Annotated in this window: 20 protein-coding genes; all 20 read right to left on the bottom strand. The window is 32.4% G+C overall.

From position 1 onward, the window contains the following. A partial coding sequence (gene tnpA / locus ACTNBF_RS00005) for an IS66 family insertion sequence element accessory protein TnpA (protein WP_441088558.1) occupies nt 1-269 on the bottom strand: 269 nt, incomplete at its 3' end. A 464-nt stretch (nt 270-733) separates the two neighbouring features. Continuing rightward, on the bottom strand, nt 734-1,753 hold the full coding sequence (locus ACTNBF_RS00010) for a glycosyltransferase family 8 protein (protein ID WP_427819721.1): 1,020 nt from the start codon (nt 1,751-1,753) through the stop codon (nt 734-736). 4 nt (nt 1,754-1,757) lie between these two features. Further along, nucleotides 1,758-2,828 (bottom strand): glycosyltransferase family 2 protein, encoded by a 1,071-nt coding sequence (locus tag ACTNBF_RS00015; RefSeq protein ID WP_427819722.1) that lies wholly within the window; start codon nt 2,826-2,828, stop codon nt 1,758-1,760. A 19-nt stretch (nt 2,829-2,847) separates the two neighbouring features. Further along, the gene (locus tag ACTNBF_RS00020; RefSeq protein ID WP_427819723.1) at nt 2,848-4,071 is read right to left on the bottom strand and encodes a lipopolysaccharide biosynthesis protein; all 1,224 of its coding nucleotides are present in this window, start codon (nt 4,069-4,071) and stop codon (nt 2,848-2,850) included. A gap of 359 nt (nt 4,072-4,430) precedes the next feature. After that, nucleotides 4,431-4,595: a hypothetical protein gene (locus tag ACTNBF_RS00025; RefSeq protein ID WP_441088559.1), complete on the bottom strand. Its 165-nt coding sequence runs from the start codon at nt 4,593-4,595 to the stop codon at nt 4,431-4,433. Between the two features lie 1,134 nt (nt 4,596-5,729). Then, nucleotides 5,730-6,767, bottom strand: a complete 1,038-nt coding sequence (locus ACTNBF_RS00030) for an acyltransferase (RefSeq protein ID WP_441024538.1) — start codon at nt 6,765-6,767, stop codon at nt 5,730-5,732. Nucleotides 6,768-6,961: 194 nt separating this feature from the next. After that, the gene (locus tag ACTNBF_RS00035; protein WP_427819725.1) at nt 6,962-7,297 is read right to left on the bottom strand and encodes a DUF2304 domain-containing protein; all 336 of its coding nucleotides are present in this window, start codon (nt 7,295-7,297) and stop codon (nt 6,962-6,964) included. Between the two features lie 12 nt (nt 7,298-7,309). Next, entirely contained in the window at nt 7,310-7,996 is a 687-nt protein-coding gene (locus ACTNBF_RS00040) for a glycosyltransferase family 2 protein (protein ID WP_427819726.1), read from the bottom strand. 10 nt (nt 7,997-8,006) lie between these two features. Beyond that, entirely contained in the window at nt 8,007-8,801 is a 795-nt protein-coding gene (locus ACTNBF_RS00045; protein WP_427819727.1) for a glycosyltransferase, read from the bottom strand. Between the two features lie 105 nt (nt 8,802-8,906). After that, the gene (locus tag ACTNBF_RS00050; RefSeq protein ID WP_441088560.1) at nt 8,907-10,919 is read right to left on the bottom strand and encodes a DUF2142 domain-containing protein; all 2,013 of its coding nucleotides are present in this window, start codon (nt 10,917-10,919) and stop codon (nt 8,907-8,909) included. Between the two features lie 67 nt (nt 10,920-10,986). Further along, nucleotides 10,987-12,045, bottom strand: coding sequence for an NAD-dependent epimerase/dehydratase family protein (locus ACTNBF_RS00055; RefSeq protein ID WP_427819729.1), 1,059 nt, complete (start codon nt 12,043-12,045; stop codon nt 10,987-10,989). Between the two features lie 13 nt (nt 12,046-12,058). Next, entirely contained in the window at nt 12,059-12,781 is a 723-nt protein-coding gene (gene ispD, locus ACTNBF_RS00060; RefSeq protein ID WP_427819730.1) for a 2-C-methyl-D-erythritol 4-phosphate cytidylyltransferase, read from the bottom strand. Nucleotides 12,782-12,788: 7 nt separating this feature from the next. Continuing rightward, nucleotides 12,789-13,838 (bottom strand): glycosyltransferase family 2 protein, encoded by a 1,050-nt coding sequence (locus tag ACTNBF_RS00065; protein ID WP_427819731.1) that lies wholly within the window; start codon nt 13,836-13,838, stop codon nt 12,789-12,791. Continuing rightward, entirely contained in the window at nt 13,831-15,285 is a 1,455-nt protein-coding gene (locus ACTNBF_RS00070; protein ID WP_441024542.1) for a flippase, read from the bottom strand. Before ACTNBF_RS00070 ends, ACTNBF_RS00065 begins: the two co-directional genes overlap by 8 nt. A 19-nt stretch (nt 15,286-15,304) precedes the next feature. Then, complete coding sequence (locus tag ACTNBF_RS00075; protein WP_427819733.1) at nt 15,305-16,447, bottom strand: glycosyltransferase family protein; 1,143 nt, start codon at nt 16,445-16,447, stop codon at nt 15,305-15,307. A gap of 60 nt (nt 16,448-16,507) precedes the next feature. Beyond that, nucleotides 16,508-17,557, bottom strand: a complete 1,050-nt coding sequence (locus tag ACTNBF_RS00080; RefSeq protein WP_441088561.1) for an EpsG family protein — start codon at nt 17,555-17,557, stop codon at nt 16,508-16,510. Nucleotides 17,558-17,591: 34 nt separating this feature from the next. After that, complete coding sequence (locus ACTNBF_RS00085; protein WP_441088562.1) at nt 17,592-18,875, bottom strand: hypothetical protein; 1,284 nt, start codon at nt 18,873-18,875, stop codon at nt 17,592-17,594. A 210-nt stretch (nt 18,876-19,085) separates the two neighbouring features. After that, nucleotides 19,086-20,222 carry a CDP-glycerol glycerophosphotransferase family protein gene (locus ACTNBF_RS00090; protein WP_427819736.1) on the bottom strand — a complete coding sequence of 379 codons (1,137 nt, stop codon included), beginning with the start codon at nt 20,220-20,222 and terminating at the stop codon, nt 19,086-19,088. Between the two features lie 4 nt (nt 20,223-20,226). Continuing rightward, nucleotides 20,227-21,396 carry a glycosyltransferase family 2 protein gene (locus tag ACTNBF_RS00095; protein ID WP_441088563.1) on the bottom strand — a complete coding sequence of 390 codons (1,170 nt, stop codon included), beginning with the start codon at nt 21,394-21,396 and terminating at the stop codon, nt 20,227-20,229. Next, on the bottom strand, nt 21,297-22,361 hold the full coding sequence (locus ACTNBF_RS00100; RefSeq protein ID WP_427819738.1) for a glycosyltransferase family 2 protein: 1,065 nt from the start codon (nt 22,359-22,361) through the stop codon (nt 21,297-21,299). Before ACTNBF_RS00100 ends, ACTNBF_RS00095 begins: the two co-directional genes overlap by 100 nt. Between the last annotated feature and the right edge of the window lie 10 nt (nt 22,362-22,371).

Genomic DNA, 22,371 nt, shown 5'->3' on the forward strand with positions numbered 1-22,371 from the left:
GCTGTATGCTGTTCCGAAATGTGATCCGGAACAATGCCAATGGGAACCACGTCCTGTTTCGGGCGGGGAACCTCAAGATGACCATAATTCGGTGGTGGGATCTGATCCGCTGCTGCTTTCCGACAGCGGCTGACCCAGTTGTAAAAAGTGCTTACTGCAATGTCGTTCTCACGACACCAGTCAGCATCTGTCATGCCGCTCTGGCGGCATTCATTGATAAGCCTGATCTGTTCCGCCATCGGGACACGGGCTCTGCTAGTACCTGCCATAACCTATCCTCCATAATTGTAGTGAAATAGTCTAAATATCTATCGACTACAATTATAGGCAAAACTTGAGGATCAGGAAATCCGCAGGAATATTTGGCGCTTACTTTCTAAAGGAAACATATAAGAGTTCTGTAAATACTTTTTTCAAGAAATGTCTCCCATATGTAAGCAAGCTTGAAGAGAAAATGATGAATGAGAAAACAGTATGTACAAATGCCACTAATGTAACGGTGAATGGATTGTCAGCATACATTCGAAATACCAGCGTTTATGCTAATCTCATATGACTCCGACACTTTTTATACTCTGCAGACCTTTAACAAAAACAAATTTGTGCAAGAACTCTGCTGCGTTTTCATAATTGCCAACGTATATAAAATGCATCCCAAATAATTTTAATATTTCTATATATTTGACACGCTTTTCTACCATAATTGCTGATTTTGTCGTCCATGTTTTCCCAATTATTCATTCATTCTATTTAATAATTGTCTATTCATATTAGTTAAATATCTTTTTAAAATAAATCTATGAATGGGATTATATATGCATCTTGGCAAAAACAAGTATAGAATCCTTTGTATTTTAAAAATCATCCCGCGATGAACAACTTTTTTTTCATCATCTTTCCACGGCGATTGCTTCAAATAGCGGTTATATATATCATTTTGAGGATGAATACTACCTTTTTCCCACGGTCTTCCGGTCATTGCCCCCATACAATGATAAATAATCGGCGATTTATATGCTTCTTCAATTTGTTTTCTAGTACTAAAGTATTCATCCTTAAGATTATATATTTTAATTGATCCTTCAATACCGTATATATAAAATCCACTATTAAAATTATATTTCAAATGTAAATACTTTATCTTATTTCTAAATAACACATTGATAATATCCTGATCAACAGTAAAATACTTATTTCTCACATGAGATAAATGATATATTATTTTTTCTTCACATTTATACTCTCTCCAAAACTCTGTATTAATCAAAAGCACACCACAATTATAATATTTGTCATTCTGTGGTATATCAACCAAGCTTTTATATTCATTCAAAATACAATCGTACGTTGCTGCACAAACAGTCCCCTCCAGATCCATTTTCAACAATTCATCCAATGGTCCATTTATAATGGTATCACCATCCAACTGCAAAATTCTATCTGTGTTGTTATGTATCTCACCGACCCCAAAAAGTTTAAAATATGTGGTATAGGTATTTTTATATGGTTCAACATTTAACTGTTTCAATTTTTTCATAATATGATCCGTACCAACTATTATTAACTTTCTTTGATATTGATTTGCAAGTACTTGCATTTTTTTTAAGTTTATTTTGGAAATATTATCATTTAAAATGTACACATTTATTTCATCCAGATGTTTATTATTGATGAAAAGAGAGGTCATTGACACTCCCGTTAAATCAGCATAATTATCATTACTCTGATACAAAACGTTTAATACTTTTTTCATTTATCTATCCTTTCCTAAACAACAATTTCCCCCAACAGAACTTACTATACAAATTTATCAGAAAAATAATCAGCTTATTATTATATATTTTCTTCATTCCCAGTTCTTGTTTTATAAACCCATAATTAATATTATTATATCCTCTAACCATTATTTCATGAATAACGGCACATACAGAAGCTTTTCTCCTCGCCTTACCATCTTTAAAGTTCAAAGTTTTGGCCATCTCATATGTATGATAGTAAGAAGCTCTTATTGCATTATTACACACTTCCTGTTTCAATGATTGATTATCATACACACCTCTTGTAGCAAGTACTTGAGGTAAAAACCCGATTTTATAATAATAATTCATTTTCGAATTAAAAACAGAATCTGAATTTGGGAAATATGCATCTTCTGAACCACCAACTTTCATAACCTTTTCTTTATTTAAAAATAAACATGTTGATATAGCATATATATCTCTCATATTATCTTTCAGAGTAATTGGTATAATTCTTCCTTTACGTAAAATCAAAAATAAATTGATCAAGCCTTCAAATATTTTTCGAATTCTCCCTTTTTCCGGTTTAGCCTTTCTTTGATCATCAAAATCCACATATACTCCAATTAATCCATATTCATTCTTCGTTCTGTTTACGACCTTCATCATTTCAGAAAGATAATTTCTTTTCATTCTGTCATCATCATGTAATAAACAATACCATGGGGTTTTGCAGATTTCACAAGATCTATTCCAATTACCCGGTTCTCCAATATTTTCAACATGTCGATAATAAATAATGTTATCGTACTTAGAACAATATTCTTTCATAACACTATCTATCTCGGTTTTCATTCCAGAATCATCCATGACCAATATTTCATATATATCATCATAATCTTGATCTAGCGCACTCTCCAATGCATTAATCAGCCCTTCAACCCTTCTGTATGACAGAATAATAATGGATACTTTTGCCCGATTATTATGTTTGCCATATATAAGTTTCGTTGAAACATTATCATATTTTTTGAAACAACTCTCTTTAGAATTCCATTTCGAAAAATCTGTATTTTTGTTGATTGCCATCGTCTACTTCTCCTTATGATTATAAACAAAATTCTCTTTTTAAATAATATCTATACACACCTATGTACATAACACACTGAGAAAGCATAATTAAACAATAAATTCCAGTTGCTCCATTTAGTCCCCATGTTTTTATCATAAATTCAGAGCCTAGCAACCCTATAGCAGCTACAATGAGATTAATTGCAAATTGTATAAAAGTCTTTCGCAAAGTTGTAAGCGCCGTTGAGAAAATTATAGTAACTGCATATAGCGTGCCCCCTACCAAAATCCAAATCGAATTCTGCAAATACTCTCGCAGCTCTACACTATATACCATAGATAACAGATCAATTCCAAAAACTATCATTACCAAAACTGCCATTCCGCCTAATACCACCAACGCAAAAACCATTTTTCTAACTATTCTTCTGAATGCATTCTTATTCTTTTGATAATATGCATCTTTCATCATTTTTAAAAAAGGATTCAATATATATTGTCCACATAAACTAACTAATGTCGCAGGCATTAAAATAATCCCAAAAACAGCTTGTACTTCACTTGATACACATCCATCCATTGTATATTTCGGTGCATTCACAATATAAATCGACAAAAAATTAAAAAAGAACGCATACTTTCCACGATCAAACAGTTTGAATCCATGTATTATCTGAAGAACTTCATTCTGTTTCTCTGAATTTAAATTCTTGATATCATAAAAAGCAAAAATAATAGCCCAGATTACATTCATTACAACACACGAAAGCACCATATTTCTACTGAATAAATCCACAAATAAAAATCCAATAATACTAATTACTGCTTTTAAAAACATAGATATACCGGCTTTATATAAATTACCTTTAATTTGAAAAATTCCGTATATAGTATCACAGAATGCCTCCTGCGCTTTCAATATACAAAGAAGTAAAACTATCTGCAATTTATAACTACTATAATTCTGTGTAAAAACATAGATCAAGGCCGCTAACAGCATAAGCAACACACATAAAAATCTATGAAAAATATAATCTTTATTTGAATAATTTTGATTATCTGTTACTTGAAATGTTCTTCCCGCAAAAATACCGATTGTAAATAGCAGACATGCAAAAGAAAATGCAAACGTAAAAACACCTGCATCTTCTATGCCATTTACTCTTGTAACAATAATCATAAGGAAAAAAGACAGAAATGCATTACATGTCACGCCTAAAATATTCCAGATAAAATTCTTTTTCATAAGACTCTCTTTCATATCTATTTTCACCTTTCTGCGAAAGGCACCAATGCGGTTATGAAATCCTGTCCTGCTTTTCGCTTTTTATTCTATTTACTTCTGATATAATTCTTTTATAAGATTAACATACTACAGAATACATGGAGGTAAGTGGCGGGACTATATAGCGACAACCTCGCATATCTATATGTTGTCGGTCAGCCGTTAGGGCATCAATGAATGGCGAATTACAGTAGCCCATAAACTTATCTCTCCCCAAGTCGACTCGATTTTTCCAGATGACAGATCAATGTCAGTTTAATAACTACAAATTCACAGGAGGTTTTTATTGTCACGTGTCGAATTATAGTTCCCACCTACGGCGGCTTTACCGCAGGTTAATCCGGCATCTCCTTCATATCATCTATCCTAACATGATGTTTTTTACAGCACATTTTTATCTGCCCTATTGACCATTCTCTTCCTTTACCATATAGTCTTTTCGTTACCAATAGGAAAAGAGACAGAACACCCTTGACCACAGTTCGTTCTTTCTCTCTCATACCCAAGTGTTGCGAAACAACGCTAGTGCAGGGTCTCACCCTAATATATGGTTGCCTGTCCTTTAAACATTCACTCCGCATTGTTATGCAACTCTTATGATAAGAAAAAACTTACTGTTATGCAAGATAATTCGTATCAAAACCTCATCAAAATCTCTGTTTGAACCCTACATAGCTCTGTTTCGCACTGTATATACCGCTTAATGTGAACATGCTGCACGGTCATTTAGTGCACTGCTTCCGCCCGCTCAGTGCATCTATTCCGGTCTGTTGAACACTCCGGTTTTTTACTTCTATAATGAGAATATCACACATTTTGTGTGACTATCATTTACAGGAGGACGATAACCATGGTAGATTATCGCGAAATTCTAAGGTTTAAGAGTCTAAGAGTCTCAACTATTCTAATCTCGATATCGCATCAAGTGTCCACAGTTCTCGCAATACCATCCATGAGGCTTTGCTGACACCAAAGGTTTTAGCGATCTACATTTGTGTAAAATGATTCGAGGCATTGTCATCAAGTACTAATACTATTTAGCAACACTAAATTGTCGTTTTGCATGTATTTTATTATGAATAGTAGCATTATGTATCTTTTTATCCTCATCTGATAAAAGAATTATATGGTTTTTTTCTGGACATAGAATCACCTTGCCTTTTCTTTTATCATAACATATTGCCATAATTTACAACTTGTCAACGCACTAGTATAACGAAAATTAAGTTTTTGATAGTTTGACGCAGAATAATTCTGAGAGTGTTGCTTCCCAAACACAGATGTAGTGATGGCTACGTTGAGGCTTGGAAAGTAGTGCTATCAAGAAAATAGGCAAGTAAAACTGCCAATTAACTTTTGCTGCGATTGTATTGTGCTCGGCCTCCCACGCAGCTAACACTTCATGAAGCTTCGCAATATTTTCGATTCTTCGTGTCAAACGATGTTTTATTATTTCGGATGACAGATTTTAAGCTTTTTAATTGCTCATCCATAAATTCTATTTTAAACTTTGGGGGTCTTGCCATAGGAAATCACCGCCTTTTATATATTATACCAGAGAACGACAATAATAGCCAAAAATATTTAGCTAAATATCAACATGCCAGCACACTGGTACAACATACCGAAAGCTTTTATGGAATAATAATTTTTATAATCGGTATTCTTTGCAAAACTTTTACGATTAATAATGACACTACATATACTATTAAAACACCAATAGTTCTCCACTGCCACACATTAGTATTTATACCACAAAAATCACTTAACATATGTAAAACAAAAATATGCGTAAGATATATTCCAAAACTAGCACTAGCAATCTGTACTATCACATTATACATTTTTTCATTACGTTTCAATGAATCCCAATTATTATATTTAAAAAATACAAAGACTGCAGTTGCCAATGCCACAGAAGGCCAATTCAAATATCCCCAGAATATTCTGTTTATTTCATTATATCGTTGGGATAAATACAATGTCCCTCCATACCTTGCCAATATTCCTATGATCCCCAACACATAAATTACTAATCTCGTTCGTTTCGAAAACTCAACTTTAGACAGTAGATAACCTTCTATTACAAAAATTATATATCCTCCCGTCAAAGGAAAACTTAGTGCCGAATTAAACTCAACACTAAAAACTTTACACAAAAACGGTAAAATCGATATTGTAATAATTCCAGCTCCAAACATATACCATAAATATTTCTCTGATTTCTCAATCAGACATGTCAAAACCGGTATACACATATATACCGCAAATAGTGGCAAAAAAAACCAGTATATATTCTCAAATTTACTTGTTAAAAACATTGAAAGGAATTCATTCACTGAAAGACTACCAATATCTATAACTCCTGTTATACACTTATAAAAACATGCAATCATACTCCATATACAAAACGGTATCAAAGTTTTTAATACTCTCTTTTTTATAAAAACATATGTTGAATACTTGCTGCGATAGTTCATCAAAGTTGCGCCAGATATCATAAAAAAGATTGGTACTGCCCAATAAGCCAGTACTTCTACCATTAAGGCCTGTTTCCATGCCATCGAATCGGAATAATAATGTACGATTCCATTGCAATGCATTGCCACAACACAAAAACTCGCAGTAATATTTAATAAATCATAATAAAAAATTCTACTACTGTTCTTCATATCCTCACTAATTTCCTTTACAGTAAATTTTTGCAAAAAGCCCAAGCAAATGCAACTTTCTTAGCCATAAAAATACAAACTCCAGCCATTTCTAGCCCGTTTATTCTGGTCACAACGATCATATTGAGGTTAAAGAATTTAACGTACTTCCCGCCAAATTCCACAGGAAATTCTTTTGAAACTGGCGTGCTATACTATTCATCTTTTTCATATAAAGCAATCTCCTGTGCAAGATTTTTAATACGAACTGATAATCGTGATACTACAATCGTCAGAATAAATATAATAACTAACGAAAAACAAAATCCCAGAAAAAAGAGCATATTAACCGGTGATGCAATTCCTAACTGCGCAGCGAGAACGTCCATTAACTTCGGGACGCAGTCCATCACCAACACGATTCCTCCAACTATCAGCCACATCAATGCATATTTCAATTCAATTTGTTTTTTTCTAACTAAATTAATAATAAACACAAAACTCAAAATCATTAACACAACTACTATTATCTGAAGTCTTATCGTCATCATTTTTCATTCCCTCTAACGTATCTTTTCTATAACAATTGCAAGTGTTACTTTAATCATATAATATACTGATTTGAATGGAGATATCGAAGACACACCACCTTGTCTTTGTTTCATAATTACTGGTATTTCTCTGACATCACATCCTCTTTTTATTATTGCAACAACGCTTTCTGGTTCTGGATAATCCTTTGGATAATCCTTTACGAACATCTCAATGACCTTTCGATTTACCATTCTAAGTCCAGATGTCGGATCAGTTATAGTTACTCCCGTCAAAAGTTTTATAAGTTTTGTAAAATAAATAATTCCGACTCTACGTATCATTGATGACTGAAATCCTTCTTTGGCAATAAATCTTGATCCAATTACCATATCAAGTTCCTTATCGCACAATTCATCAAACATCATTTCTAAATATTTCGGATCATGTTGCCCATCACCATCAACTTGCACAACCACATCGTAATCATGACGTAGTGCATATTTATACCCTGTCTGAACAGCTCCCCCTATTCCTAAGTTAATTGGGAGATTTACAACACGATATCCTTTTTCTTCGCATATCTTTCTTGTTGAATCAGTAGAGCAGTCATTAATAATGACATAGTCAAATCCCGGCGCATCTTTCTTTATATTTTCAACAGTTCTTTCAATATTAACTTCTTCATTAAAAGCTGGTATAATAATCAGCTTTTTCATCGTACTCTTGTTATAACTCATTAGATTTCTCACCACTTGAATATAATTTAACTAATATCTTCGCCAGCCACTTTGGCCAGAATTTGCAATACATAACAAAATCTTCTTTTACCCTTTCATTATCTTGAATGATATGGCTTGTCTCTGAATCTTCATGAATACGATGTCCCATCAGAATCCTTTTATTGTAAATAAAAGAGCCTTTCACTCTAGAAAGCATCTCCCATGCTTCCCAATCTTCACAAGAACGAAATCCGGTTTGAAAAACTGTTTCAGGAAGATTATTACGTACGAATGTCACTGACGGGCAACAGATAGGACATCCTAATGATAAAATTCTTCTTCTTACAAATCTACTATTCTGAAAGAATCGCACTTGCAATGGACTCAACATGAATCTTTTTATATTTAACAACTGATTTTGTGTAACTTTGACTCCATTTCTTATTTCAGCATAATTTGTAAAGTATATTAACGGTCTTTTCTTCTTTGCCATACATCTTAACATTTCTTCAGTATAGTTTTCAAAATACACATCGTCCTGATGTGCTAGAGTTATATACGTCGTTGTTGCCAGATGGTATCCAAAATTCCAATCCTGCACAATACCACCTTGTCCTTCATTAATATACAATGGAATACTATATTTCTGTGCCAGATTACTGATAAACTCGTTCGGAGTTGACGTAATCATAATAATCTGACTTTTTACAGTCTGATTTTTCAAGGACTGAATACACTTTTCCAAATAATTACTTTTTTTATAAGCACATATTACAAATGTATGCTTTTCACCTGTATTCATTTTTTGCACCTCTTCACCCTTTTTATTATATCAGAAATATTTATTACGGATTTTATTTTATAAGTTATTCATTTTATCACACAATTTCTGAATTTTTTAGTGCGATTATCTTGCTATAACAGTTTCAAATATCGTACAGACAGTTAAGAATTGTAAGCAAAATACACCTATTGCCAATTGACCGGTAATATCTTTTTTTACAACAATACTTCGAGTCTGCAAGCAAATAAATACTAGTGGAAGAAATGGTAAAAAATACCGTCCCTGCACTCCATATATACATGGTGATAAAATATTCGTGCAATCTTTTGCCAAATTAAATCCTAATAAAATCAAACAGAATATGCCTAAACTTATTACACTGAACAAAGCTTTTTCTTTAAAACTAGGAATGGTTTCATTTTCCTTTATTACTAATGCTAATGTTAATAAAATATAAAAACCTACAATCACTAATAGCGATATCTCAATTTTACTATAAGATTTATATCCCCCAAAAACCTGTTCTAAATAAAATACACTCCTCTCACGAATAGTATTCGCCCATAAAACAATAGTCTTTAAAGGATTACTCACTATAGTACTCAATGTATATCCAGCAACTCCATCTTCATTAACGTAGCTATTAGCCATGCTTTGTACCGTTTCTTGCCTGCCCCAAATTAATGTTAAAACGTTCATTAATAACAATGCAATTTTTACTCCATATGCCTTCATCGAATTTTGAGATATTTTATTATTAGGAATTAATATAATCAAAAATACCAATAAGATATATACCACTTTTATCGGGGTAAAGCAAATACTCGTTAAGGCAAGTACTACCCAATCCCCTATTTTAGTCTGTTTCTTTTCATAAGCCAGATATAGAGTATATGCAATAAACAAAAAAGCACAACTATTTAACATGCTGTCATATGAAAAAGAAGCTGCGGCTTGAATTGCTGTCGGTCCCAACATTAAAATCATTAATGCTCTCTTACCAAAAGGTATCAGTTTTATCGAGTAATACCCAAAAACCATATAACTGATTAGCGCTAGCAATCGTCCCAGCAATAACAAACTAACATTACTAAATCTTAAGATTCTAGCAATACATATACCAATTATTTGTGGTATATAGGCAAAAGGTGGTACTCCACCCAATAATGAACATCTTAATGAAACAAACTCTTTATTTGTATCTTCATTGAAAAATGGTGAACTAAATATCAAATTATATGAATACTGTCTTGTAGTGATTTCATTCGGTGTAAAGTATAAATCGCATTCACGCACAAGAATATTTCCCTCTTCATCTACGGTAGGCTCTCCTAACAACTCACTTGCATAATAATATGCAGTCCCTACATGAAAATGTTCATCAGGACATGCATACGGACTCCAAAAAACAGTATACAATACCCCAAAAACAGTACAAATAATAACAAACAATGTTTCTATTTTCCACTTTTTTTTCATTATTCCATAACATATTATGGCATACACAATAGAGAGGATCAAATAAACAAGAAGGTAAAGATATACCATATTACTTGAAGCAATGCCACTAATATATGTTGCAATCTCATACTCCATTTTCGAATCATCTTCATACAGCTTTATTTGATCTATATTCCATTGTGATAATATAAATGAAGCCGTTCCGTCTATATACTCTTCATTATGATTAATGCAAATCGAAATAACGTCATCTCTCTCTACAGTCACAGGCGTTGTAAAAATAATCGTAACAGCCTCTTGATCCGAATTTTCAAATACTATTTCTTCTTCCTGTATTATTTCGTCGTTTATTTTTATGCTAATCAAAATCTTACTATCTGGATTTGCGTTCTTGCACTTAATAGGTATTTGTATACGATATATTTCCCCCTCAATCCCTGTGATATCTTGATGGATACTATTACCCAATGATTCAATTGAAATAGAATTATCCGTTGAAAAATTTGTCAACAGAAGCTTCTCCCCTTTACTGTTTGGCAATACAACACGAACTAAACCCGCAAGTAATACAGCAGATAACACAAGATAAATAATACTTGCATATATTATGCTTTTTCTAGTTTCCAGTCTATATAATATATTTTTACTTATCTGTTCATGATTCTTCTTTCTCATTTTACCTTTTTCCCAATCACTCAAATGTTTAATGTATTTCTCCTACAATGAAAATACATGCTCATTTTTAATTTGCAAAGCTTAAAACGGTTTTCTTCATACCTTCAGCCAAACAAACTTTTGGCGTCCAACCTAAATCTTCTATCTTTTTAGTTGACAATACAGTTCTTCCCATTTTACTATAGCCAAGACTCATTTGTTCTGGAATATCAAATATTACTTTTAATTTTCTTTCTGGGAATAATCTAACCAACATTTGTGCAACTTCACGTATTGGCTTTGGTTCTCTTTCATTTGCCACATTATATGCTTCCCCTGATGGAGAATTCAGCATGGTGAGAAACATCGCACTTACTGCATCCGTAATATAACAAAAAGCTCTCACTGCATCCCCAGTACTTTTCAAAACAATATTTCTTTCGTTCACTACATCTGAAATAAAATCTGCCATTACGCGTCCATCATTATTAATTATCATTCCCGGTCCATAAGAATGAGCAATTCTAAGAACTACAGACTCAACTCCAAACTGATAATAGTAACTCTTTAAAATGCTCTCAGCAATTCTTTTGCTTTCAGGATAACATGCTCTACGTTCCATAGGGTCAAGACAGCCAAATATGTCTTCTTCTATCGCCTCTACGTTATCTAGCATTTTTCCATATACTTCTCTAGTTGAAGTATACACAACACGAACTCCTGAATTCTTTCTGGCTAATTCCATTACATTCATTGTTCCAATTGTATTCGCTTTAATAATCCCAACCGGATCATCTAAAATATATCTCGGACTTGCATTCCCTGCAGCATGTATAATATAATCAATTCTACCATCATATCTGATTTCATCACAAACATCCTGTACCAAAAATTCAAAATTTGAATCATTCTCATATTTTGAGAATTTTTCTAACGCCTTTTCCTTATTTCTTACCAATGCCAACACACGTATTCCATATCCCTCAGTTTCATTCAAATACATACAAAAATGCACGACATATGCCGCAAGCATTCCTGTTGCCCCCGTAACAAGTATTGTTTTATTACGCATTTTTTCATAAGGAATATTTTCTTGTTTTAGCAAACGCATATCATCTAATATGATAGTATATCCACAGTTCATCATACTTCTCCTCGCTCTAATCACCAAAAAGCTGTGACTGTTCTCTTGCTTCAAACAGTCCCTTAAACGTATAAAAATCCATTGGAGTTGTTATCTTTATATTCTCCATAGGTCCTTCAACAACCGATAGATTATGACCATAATAGCGCATCATCGATGCTGAATCAATAAAATCATGTTTCCCCGCCTTAATTGCGTTTTCGTGCGCCCTCATAATATCTTCAAGATAAAAACATTGAGGTGCTCTTGCCATCAAACATTGTGAACGCTCTAACACATTTTGAATCATTTTATCTTCATTTAGAGTAATGATGGTTTCAATTGCAGGTGCAACTGTAATTGCATTCTTATTTGCTCTAACACATTCAATACATTCTGTAATGATTTTTTCGTTAATCAGCGGTCTTACACCATCATGTATTAAAACAATATCGTTTTCAGAATCACCGATTTCTTCTGCCGCCTTTAAACCAGCATAAATAGAATCCTGTCCTGTTATTCCGCCAGGTACGATTTTTGCCACTTTCTTCAAACAATATTTTTCAACCAATTCTTTCAAAAATGGAATCCATTCTTCGACACAAGCTATAACAATTTTATCAATCTGCTCATGATCTTCAAAATGTTCTAGAGTATAAATTATAATTTCTTTCCCATATAATTTCAAAAATTGTTTAGGTAATGCTCTACTATTCATACGCTTACCTATTCCACCTGCAAAAATCACCGCAATATTCATAGCCCAATCACCTTTTTTTCTTTTTATATACTATATAATGATTATAAATTCTAGATAAATACACTATAGTACTGATCCATTTCAAATGAATTAAAACAGAAAGCATTTTCTGAGTCATTCGAAATTTTTTTCGAACTACTTTATTTCCTAATTCCTTCATTTCTTCTTCTTCAAGAAAAGTTCTAACATATTCACATTCTTCTTTTAGACTATATTCACATTTCGGACGTTCAAATAGCAACAAGAATTCAATCAAATATTCCATAGCTCGATTATTCCAATCAAGTTCTCCCTTAACTTTTCCTTTAAGTTTTTCAAACATCTTTTTTTCAGATTTCATTGCTTTTGTAACACCAATAATCTGATTAACATGAAAATTGCTCGAAGTACTATGAGATGTTCTCTGATAATGAATATATTTTACATCTGACATGACATAAATATTTTCACACATATCAAGTAATTGATAATTAAAAATCCAGTCTTCATAACCCTTAACCACTTCTTCATCAAACAATAATTCTGACGATTTCAAGAATTTGTTTTCATATAATCCATTCCATATCATATTAAAAAAGCCATCTTCTTTTAACATATAAAACTGTTTTGCTTCAAATGACCTATTTAAATCAAATTTTCCACTCTTCCTAAAAGTTCGTACTCTTCCTTCCTGAATATTGTTATGCCAATCCTCAACAACTCTGTATCCATATTTTACAACTTTACACGAATTCTCTTTTGCATTCCTATAAGCACTATCCAGTAAATCCTCCAAGTATTCATCATCATTGTCAATAAATGCCACATATTCACCGATAGCGTGCCTAATTCCAACATTTCTTGTATAAGATATCCCATGATTCTCATGATGAAACACTTTAATTCTTGGGTCTTCTCCAGCATATTTTTCGCAAATATGCAAACTACTGTCAGTAGATCCATCATCAATCAGCAATAATTCCCAGTCCGAAAGAGTTTGTTTTAGAATGCTTTCAATAGCTGTATGTATGTATTTTTCTGAATTATATACTGGCATTATCACGCTTACTTTAACCATTCTTCTTCCTTCCCACTATGCATTTACTAATAATTTTCTTTATATCAATATCCCAAAGATATAGATTAACCAAGCCATAAATAACCATGCCAATTATACCAACAGTTAAAATATATACAATACCATTCAAATTGAAATAATACCTGATTAGAAACCATACTATTACAATTCCGTTACAACTAATTACATATTTCATGATATCTCTTTTCATTTCCGATAAATCAATGTATTTCTTTGCTGCTTTAGACGATACTAGAAACATAACCAATTCAGCAATCATTGTCGTTAGTGATGCGCCTATAAAACTCATTTTAGGAATCATCACAAAATTTAGCAAAAGATTTACTACAGCAGATGTTATCGATGCTTTCAAAATCTCTTTCTCTTTTCCATTCGGGAGCAAAACTGATGTAGTCATAAATGAAGCCATAGAGGAAAAGACCAGGGAAAGACTTAAAATTCTAAGAGCTCCAGCAGCTAAAACATATTTCTCACCTGCTATAAATATAATGATCTCCTTAGACAACAATCCACTTAATAGACACAAAGGAAGAACCATCGACAATACAACATTAAATATTAATTTCATAAGTCTTTTCGATTCTTTTGCGTCTTCTTTTCCACTTAATGCTGAAAGACGCGGTACGGTTACTATTATTATTGCAGCAACAACATTTTTAAAAATGTTATATATTTTTACTGCCGCACTATAAAGGCCATTATCATATGCCCCCTTCATAATATTTAACATTGTAGAATCAACATTAACATATATAACTGTGGCTACGCTAATAGCAAACAACATCATAATCGGTTTAATATGTTTCTTCCACTCAATATGAAATGTAAATTTCAGCTTACAGTATTTCTTTATATAAAACCAATTAGGAATGGCTGCACCTACACTTGAAAATGTTAAAATACCTACATATACTAAATAATCATTTTTATTCTTAATCAGTGTTAACATTAATACAAGCGCGATAAACTGAATAATGATGTTTCTTATTGTAATATATACAAAATCCTCATAAATGGAATTAATCCAATCCACAACAAAGGTTGTTCCCACAGTAATTATGCTAAATATGGATAAAATTTTACCATAACTATGCAAATACGGAGTAAAATAATACACCATAGTCAACCCTAATAACGCTACGAATGTCATTATCAGATTAAGTGAAAACATTTGATTTGCAAAATTTGAAAACTTCACTTTATTATCTCGTATTTTCGCCCCTTCTCGTATTGCATAATTTGCTATTCCCAGCCCCGCAATTAAATTCACATAATTAATAATTGATCTCGAGAACTCAATATTTCCCATATCTTTTACTTCAAGGATTCTAACCACATATGGATACGTAATCAGTGGAAATATAATTGAAGCACAAGTTTTAAAAATATTAAACAATGCATTTACAGCTATTGACTTTTTTTTCATTATCGTATCCAATCACTTCCTAAACAAGTCGTTTCAAAATATAAGCAAATTGTTTTCCGGTATTCTCCCAGCTAAGATCTTTCATACAATCCATTGCATTTTCATGCAAAATTCTAAGGTTGTCTGGATGTTCAATATTTTTCTTGATCTTGTGATATAAATCATCAGCCGAAAAAGTTGTTAATATAGCAGATTCCTTTTCAAAGAAATATGGAAAAGTTCCGTCTGCAAATTCAATAACCGGAAGCCCTGTTGCCAACATTTCAAAAGGAACCAATGATATATTTGTCATAGATGATACCATTCCAAAATCTGCTTTACTATATAATTCCATTAATTCAGCTTTTGATAATTTACCTAGATTTTCTCCTAACTCAGCTGGAATTTTTTCTATTCCGCCATAAAAAGAGATTTTGAGATTAATTCCATCTCTCTTCAGCTTTTCTTTCACTTTTTTTAACATCAAGGGAATAAGCGTTGGCAATCTACGTCCAGCTTTTTTCAAATATACTACTAGATGAATCACTTTTTTCTTGTTATATTCCATATAATTTCTTTCCACAAGATGATACTCACTTTTTTCATATGGAAAATCAATATAATCAATTAAAGTTTCTACATTGACATTTCTCTCTATTTCTCGCTTATTCCAATTTCCAAGACTTACCATATGCAATCCAAGCTCATAAGTCTTTTTTGCCAATATATACCTTTCACCATCTTCGCAAAAATATGGTTCATAGTCTTGAACAAAATACATCTTATATCCATTCATACGTGTAACTGTATATACCGACTTCCAATCTGTCGCAATTATTACATCATAGCAATCATTTACAGCTTCTTTTGTGACCATTATTCCTTTGTAATTTTCTAAATTAATATGGGCATTTTCCTCGATCTCTTTTTTGCTTTGACTACTTAATGAAATATATTTCACATCAAAGTTCTCATTGCACAATGCAGTACCTATTCTTAATATAGAAGTCATCCCCCCCGCATGAGCTGCAACATAACTCGTAACAATAGCCACTTTGTCGACTTTATCCGGTAAAACATTATCCACATTTTCGAATGTTTCATTTTTTATCAGATTCTCAATCTGTTGTGTTAGTTTCTTTTCTTTATATGTTTTTAAATACTCTACAATAATCTTTTTCATCTTCATTTAACTAAAGCAATTTGCATTATGCTTCCTTCCTATATTTTTTATTTTTATCAATTAACTAAATATACTTTGGTATGGCGAAATAGACCATACATCAAATGTCATCACAAAATACCACAGGTAAAATGCTAATAATAATGAGTAAAAAATCCACTTTCTGATTCGATTTTGATCTTCTTCCAATAATTGAGGAACATACACAATACTCGGAATAAAAAAATAATATACAAATCTTTTATACTCAGGAAGCCAGCTCCCAACCAAAACTATCATACTACTGATATACATACAGTTCTTAAAAACCATATTACTATTGCCCATTTTTTCATACAAAATACTAATCACCAGTGGAAACAATATCAATCCTAAATACATAGCTGTAACTTGAAAGCCTCGAGTCACAAAATTCGTATTCAAATAACGAGGTAAAAATGTAGCAAATAACCACGTCATTATTTCTGAATAAAATAGATTAAATGGCAATAATATAATTATACCTATAACATAAGCTGAACTTCTCCATTTTTTACCAAGTATCCAATAAAATGGAATCATTATCAATGCTGTAAAATGAAATGCTGAAGCCAAACCTATACATACAAAATACTTTAACGGTTCTTTTGATGATATATAAGAATACCCCAAAAACACTAACATAACTGCGACAAATTGTCTAATCTGATGTAATCCAAGTGTCGCAAAGTAGCCATTTAAATAAAACATTAAGTAGCTTACTGCATAGTTACTTGAATACTTTTTTATACAAGCAATTAGTAAGGAATAAGAAATTGCAGAATAAATAACAAATACCCATTGAAAGCCAAGTCCTAATTTGTTCAAGATCAAACATATTAATTTATATGTAAAATCAACTTCTTGGTTTTGCCCAGATATTATTCTTTGAAAATACACATAATAATTCGTATAATCCGTACCTACGTTTTTCATTAAAGAATTAATTAAAAACATAGGAAGAAACGTTAAAATTGCAAAAACCAAACACTGTATTTGCACACTACGTCTGCTTTTTGTTGTCATATTACTCGTCATCTGCTTTTGTCTTTCGCACCAAAGCCAAGCAAAAAAGACAGTAAAAGCTATCATTAGATTATATGTTTTAATAAGTCATCATCCTTTTTTAATCTATTGCTATAATCCCAGAAATTGGAATATTTTTTTCATTCCAATAATTAATGTTTTGTTCTATTTCATACTTTAGTGATTTACCAAATTTTTCAAGGAATAGCACTTTTACGTTATCTGTCTGCTGCATTATTTTGCACACATCCGATTCATTTTCAAAAACAATGTATTTTTTTGTATTTAAATTCAATTTTTCTACAAACTCATTTATTTCCGGATCCCCACTCGTTCCAACCACAATAACATTTTGGGTATCACCGAAATAACTATCTATTCTTGTTATAAGCTGAGAAGTACCAGTGCAATCCCATTTATACCCTTCTAAAATACAATAAACTTTTCCCCAGAACTTCTTACATTTTTTTCGAGATGAAAAACCAAATCCTAACATTGGCAAATTGTATTTTTTTATATCACTCACTGTATATAGTTTTCTTGACATCATATATGCAAAGAATAACACTATTATAGAAGCAAAAACTCCAATCACCCCTCCCCATACAAGACCTTTGAGAGTCTGAATGATTACATATTTCATAGTAATCTTACTATTTGAACTTATATTGTTAACAACACGAGTAGTTTGTGCTCCTGCACTTGCTGCAGGCAATTCATACAGTACTGTTTCTCCTAAGATGGAATACTCAAATTCTCCTATTTCATCCTTAACTAACTCAGTTGTTTTGTTTGCATAATCATATGCAATTTTTTTTGCAAGCTCTTCGTCTGAAGATTTGAATCCCATTGTAATAATATGCTCTGAAGAGTTATCTGCACCTATCGTTTTTGCAATAGTATTTAATTCCACACCATCCACAAGAAACTGTCCCCAAAAATCCACTTTCTTATATGGATATTTCAATTCTTTATCAAGTATATAGCCATATTCATGTAGTTTTTTCTTTCTTATCTGAACTTCTTGCGCTTCTTCATCGTACCAGTTCTCATACATTTCTTCCAAAACATTTTCGTTAATACCAAGTTTTCGATATCCCTCAATATATCGTTGTGTCTCATCTACAACAACACCATTTACATTTTGATAAACCGGCTCAATCTGAATATTGACAAGAACTTTACTCCAAACTGGTTCATCCTCACTATATACTTTCTCTTCCACCTCTCCTGATTGATTCAGAAACTCCCTAAACAATCCAATACCACGATTCCCGGCATACCCAACAGCCAATAATATTACAATTATTAAAAAGCTTTTCCACTTTCTCATCAAAAAGACGATGAAATCATTTATATCATAAAAATTATCCATACTTTTCATGTGCGATGGTTATAGAAGCAAAAACAACATATCCTTTCGTTTATTTGTTATTTAATACATTCAGATACTGTGAATTTTTAATTCTGTTCTATATCTTGACTCCTTTAAAAATATCTATGATGGCTTCTATATGCTGTTTTCCTAACTTGCACCATTTGTCCAAGCCAGCATCATCATAGTTCTTTTTTAACTTGACACTAAGGTGTTCTCTTATTGTAATGTCAATTTATATATCTTCTCCGCAATTATCTCACAAGCTCGTCCAGTTTCTTTATTTCCCAGTAACTCATGATGCTCATCAATTTTTAATTCGTTTTTAGCCTCATCAAATTGTTTTATTCTTTCGCATAATTCATCATTTGACAAGGCCAAAGGAAATGCCCAAGTCATAGGATCTGTATAAAAACTTCTTTCTTTTTGATATTCATCCAAATCTGGCACAAAAAGAAATCCCGGCTTATATGTCAGAGAAAAATCCCAAATTGCCGAAGAATAATCTGTTATAAAAGCATCACATGCATACAGTAATTCCTGCATATCTGGATATCCACTTGCATCAATGCAATTTTGTATTTTAACATCTTTCACAAAATGATGTTTTCTCATGAGCATTACCCATCTCCCGCCAAACCTATTTTCTAAAGCATTCACACACTTAGAAACATCTAACTGGGAATGAAAGCTTGCCTCATTCTCTTCGCCACGATAAGTAGGCGCAAACAATACTAATTTAACATCTTTATCCACTCCAAAAAACTTCTTCACTTTTTCTGTAACATCGTAATCTGCACCTCGAATAAGGATATCGTTTCTTGGCATTCCACATTCCAAAAATCTTTCCCTTGGAACCATCTTTGCAGTGGACATCACTTCCGAAAACTTTTCACACCCAGAAATAAAAATATCCGTTCTCTGACCACAGATTTTATTAATTTTCAAATCAACCGGATGCTGATCTGTAACAAAATCAACCCCGCTTTTTTTATATGCGCCGCCTCCATGCCAAGTATTTATAAAAATTTGCTGTTTTCTTTTCGGCAAAAAGCTCCCAAATCCATCATTGCTGATAAGCACTTTAGACGTCAGCTGATAATATATTCCTGTTAAGCTTTTGGGTTTTACACATCTAGTATCTGCAGCATCATATTCACCATCGTATTCCCAGATATATTCAAATTCACCAGAATATTCTTTCTGCATATATTTGAAAATATACAATGGGTTGCAACGTATTCCGCTGCCTCTGTCGGAAGATAAAAATATTCTATTTTTTTTCACTGGAACAATCCAGAACACTTTTAAAACTGTTCTACAGAAATAAATAATCGCTAATTTACAATATTTCATTCTCCTACCTCTTCTGCTTGGCAATAGAAAAAATCATTGGAAGTTTTTCTTTACATATGAAAATGCATCTTCCTAAAATTAATGCTCCGGTCACCTGTTTCTTTTGTAATATAACTAATAAAACTTTAAGTAATTTTGCATCTGTTTTACCATATGGAATTAATTCATTAAACAATTTATCTTTGTATAATCTTTTTACCCAGTCTTTTCGATTCTTATAATTCAACTTTGCTCTTTTATCACAATTCCTTTGAAGAGCCGAAAATATATATCTCGTATATAATGCCGCAAGAATACCTCTTATCTCATCTGTACACAAATTCCAATACTGATACTGATGATAAATCATCTCAATTCTCTTATGATGCAGCTTATAGTATTCCGGTACAAATTTTGAGGTCAGACTTTGATCCATTCTTTTATTATAATGGTAACCACAATAATCCAACACATTCATTGTATCTATATCCATAAAATATTGAACATTAAAAAGAATGTCCTCAATTAAAGTGATTTTCTCATATTTTAATTGAATGCTTCTCAGATAATTCAGATCATAGAATTTATTCCACGCATACCCATATAATGTTTTCTGCTCTAATTCAATTACTTTTTTTCGTAGTTCATCAACATTACAATAATTGTATGCCTTGTCTTTGATCTGTACACTATGATGAAATTGATCTTGTGCCGTGTAGTAATCCTCCGTCAGCCCAAACAATATTACTTTTGCAGGATTTGATTTCACAGAGTCATATGCCCTCTCAAACAAACCATTTTCTACATAATCATCCGAATCCATAAACCATATATATTTTCCACGAGCTATCTCCATTCCGCTATTTCTCGCTTCACTTAATCCTTTATTTTTCTGATGATGAATAACCCGAATTTTTGGATACTCCTGACTTAATCTATTACATATCTCTGGACACTTATCAGGAGAACAGTCATCGACAAGAATAATCTCAAAATCCTTCATTGTCTGCTTCATAACACTTAAAACTGCTTTTTCTAAATATTTTTCCACATTATATACAGGCATTACTACACTTATAAAAGGTTTGCTTTCCATTATCTTCCCACTTTCAACTTTGTAAACAGTTTTGTATTCTTCGTTTTCACATACGTGATTACTTTTGCCTCCCAATATGTAAGTAATGTACTGTTCCATTTAATTGGAAGAAGCATAATTTTCATATACAATGAACGTGGTTTCGCTATTCTTAGCATTTTACCCACTCTCGGATTCGCAAGCATTTTTTTGATTTCCTGCTTTTTTTCTTTTGTTGTCATATCACATTTCGGATTGGTAAGGTTTTCGACACATCCAATAAAGCGCTCGACATATCTTCTTGCAATCATTTCAACGCTGTCAACATCTCCAACATGCCATTCCTTATAAAGATCAACCAACCAGCCATGCTCCTCTTCTCTTTTCTCATACATTCCGGGGCGATACGCTGCCGTTTCTGATTCTGCTCTCGCTCTAAGAAAATGATAATACAAACCAGAAGTAACCGTCACTCTTTCCACGTTTCTAACAACACTTATATTAAACGGGAAATCATCCCAAAGTGTTTTCGGAAATCTCAGATTGTTCTCCAAAATGTATTTAGACTCATATAATTTGTTCCAAGGAGTATACAATAAGTTTTTATCAAACAATTTATATGCATTCTTACGGAACATTTTTTTATCAGAATATACAGCATCTTCAATGGAATAAATATCTGTCATATATTTATCTTTTTCATAATATGTATCAATATAAAACCCTGCCACAACAAGCTGAGCATTATCTCGTTTTGCAAGGTTATACATGTCTTCAAGCATCGTCGGTTCAGCCCAATCATCCGAATCCAGAAAATACATATATTCTCCTTTTGCCATATCGATCGCTATATTTCTCGCACTTGGTGCCCCGCCATTCTCTTTATGAATGACATGTATTCGATCATCCTTTGCAGCATATTCGTCACAAATTTCACCACTTCTGTCGGGTGTTCCATCATCTACTATTAAAAACTCCCATTCATTCAGTGTCTGTGCTTGAATACTTTCAATAGCTTTCCCCACATATTCTTCCACTTTATATACGGGCATAATAACACTTACTTTAATTCCATTATGTTCCATATTTTATTCT

The sequence above is a fragment of the Bariatricus sp. HCP28S3_A4 genome (assembly GCF_052066395.1).
Lineage (GTDB): Bacteria > Bacillota > Clostridia > Lachnospirales > Lachnospiraceae > Allocoprococcus.

What these genes read in the sequence shown, in the direction of transcription:
- ACTNBF_RS00010 (WP_427819721.1), bottom strand. Translation starts at nt 1,753, where the DNA reads ATGAAAAAAGTATTAAACGTTTTGTATCAGAGTAATGATAATTATGCT.
- ACTNBF_RS00015 (WP_427819722.1), bottom strand. Translation starts at nt 2,828, where the DNA reads ATGGCAATCAACAAAAATACAGATTTTTCGAAATGGAATTCTAAAGAG.
- ACTNBF_RS00020 (WP_427819723.1), bottom strand. Translation starts at nt 4,071, where the DNA reads ATGAAAGAGAGTCTTATGAAAAAGAATTTTATCTGGAATATTTTAGGC.
- ACTNBF_RS00025 (WP_441088559.1), bottom strand. Translation starts at nt 4,595, where the DNA reads ATGAGAGAGAAAGAACGAACTGTGGTCAAGGGTGTTCTGTCTCTTTTC.
- ACTNBF_RS00030 (WP_441024538.1), bottom strand. Translation starts at nt 6,767, where the DNA reads ATGAAGAACAGTAGTAGAATTTTTTATTATGATTTATTAAATATTACT.
- ACTNBF_RS00035 (WP_427819725.1), bottom strand. Translation starts at nt 7,297, where the DNA reads ATGATGACGATAAGACTTCAGATAATAGTAGTTGTGTTAATGATTTTG.
- ACTNBF_RS00040 (WP_427819726.1), bottom strand. Translation starts at nt 7,996, where the DNA reads ATGAAAAAGCTGATTATTATACCAGCTTTTAATGAAGAAGTTAATATT.
- ACTNBF_RS00045 (WP_427819727.1), bottom strand. Translation starts at nt 8,801, where the DNA reads ATGAATACAGGTGAAAAGCATACATTTGTAATATGTGCTTATAAAAAA.
- ACTNBF_RS00050 (WP_441088560.1), bottom strand. Translation starts at nt 10,919, where the DNA reads ATGAGAAAGAAGAATCATGAACAGATAAGTAAAAATATATTATATAGA.
- ACTNBF_RS00055 (WP_427819729.1), bottom strand. Translation starts at nt 12,045, where the DNA reads ATGATGAACTGTGGATATACTATCATATTAGATGATATGCGTTTGCTA.
- ispD (WP_427819730.1), bottom strand. Translation starts at nt 12,781, where the DNA reads ATGAATATTGCGGTGATTTTTGCAGGTGGAATAGGTAAGCGTATGAAT.
- ACTNBF_RS00065 (WP_427819731.1), bottom strand. Translation starts at nt 13,838, where the DNA reads ATGGTTAAAGTAAGCGTGATAATGCCAGTATATAATTCAGAAAAATAC.
- ACTNBF_RS00070 (WP_441024542.1), bottom strand. Translation starts at nt 15,285, where the DNA reads ATGAAAAAAAAGTCAATAGCTGTAAATGCATTGTTTAATATTTTTAAA.
- ACTNBF_RS00075 (WP_427819733.1), bottom strand. Translation starts at nt 16,447, where the DNA reads ATGAAAAAGATTATTGTAGAGTATTTAAAAACATATAAAGAAAAGAAA.
- ACTNBF_RS00080 (WP_441088561.1), bottom strand. Translation starts at nt 17,557, where the DNA reads ATGATAGCTTTTACTGTCTTTTTTGCTTGGCTTTGGTGCGAAAGACAA.
- ACTNBF_RS00085 (WP_441088562.1), bottom strand. Translation starts at nt 18,875, where the DNA reads ATGAAAAGTATGGATAATTTTTATGATATAAATGATTTCATCGTCTTT.
- ACTNBF_RS00090 (WP_427819736.1), bottom strand. Translation starts at nt 20,222, where the DNA reads ATGAAATATTGTAAATTAGCGATTATTTATTTCTGTAGAACAGTTTTA.
- ACTNBF_RS00095 (WP_441088563.1), bottom strand. Translation starts at nt 21,396, where the DNA reads ATGGAACAGTACATTACTTACATATTGGGAGGCAAAAGTAATCACGTA.
- ACTNBF_RS00100 (WP_427819738.1), bottom strand. Translation starts at nt 22,361, where the DNA reads ATGGAACATAATGGAATTAAAGTAAGTGTTATTATGCCCGTATATAAA.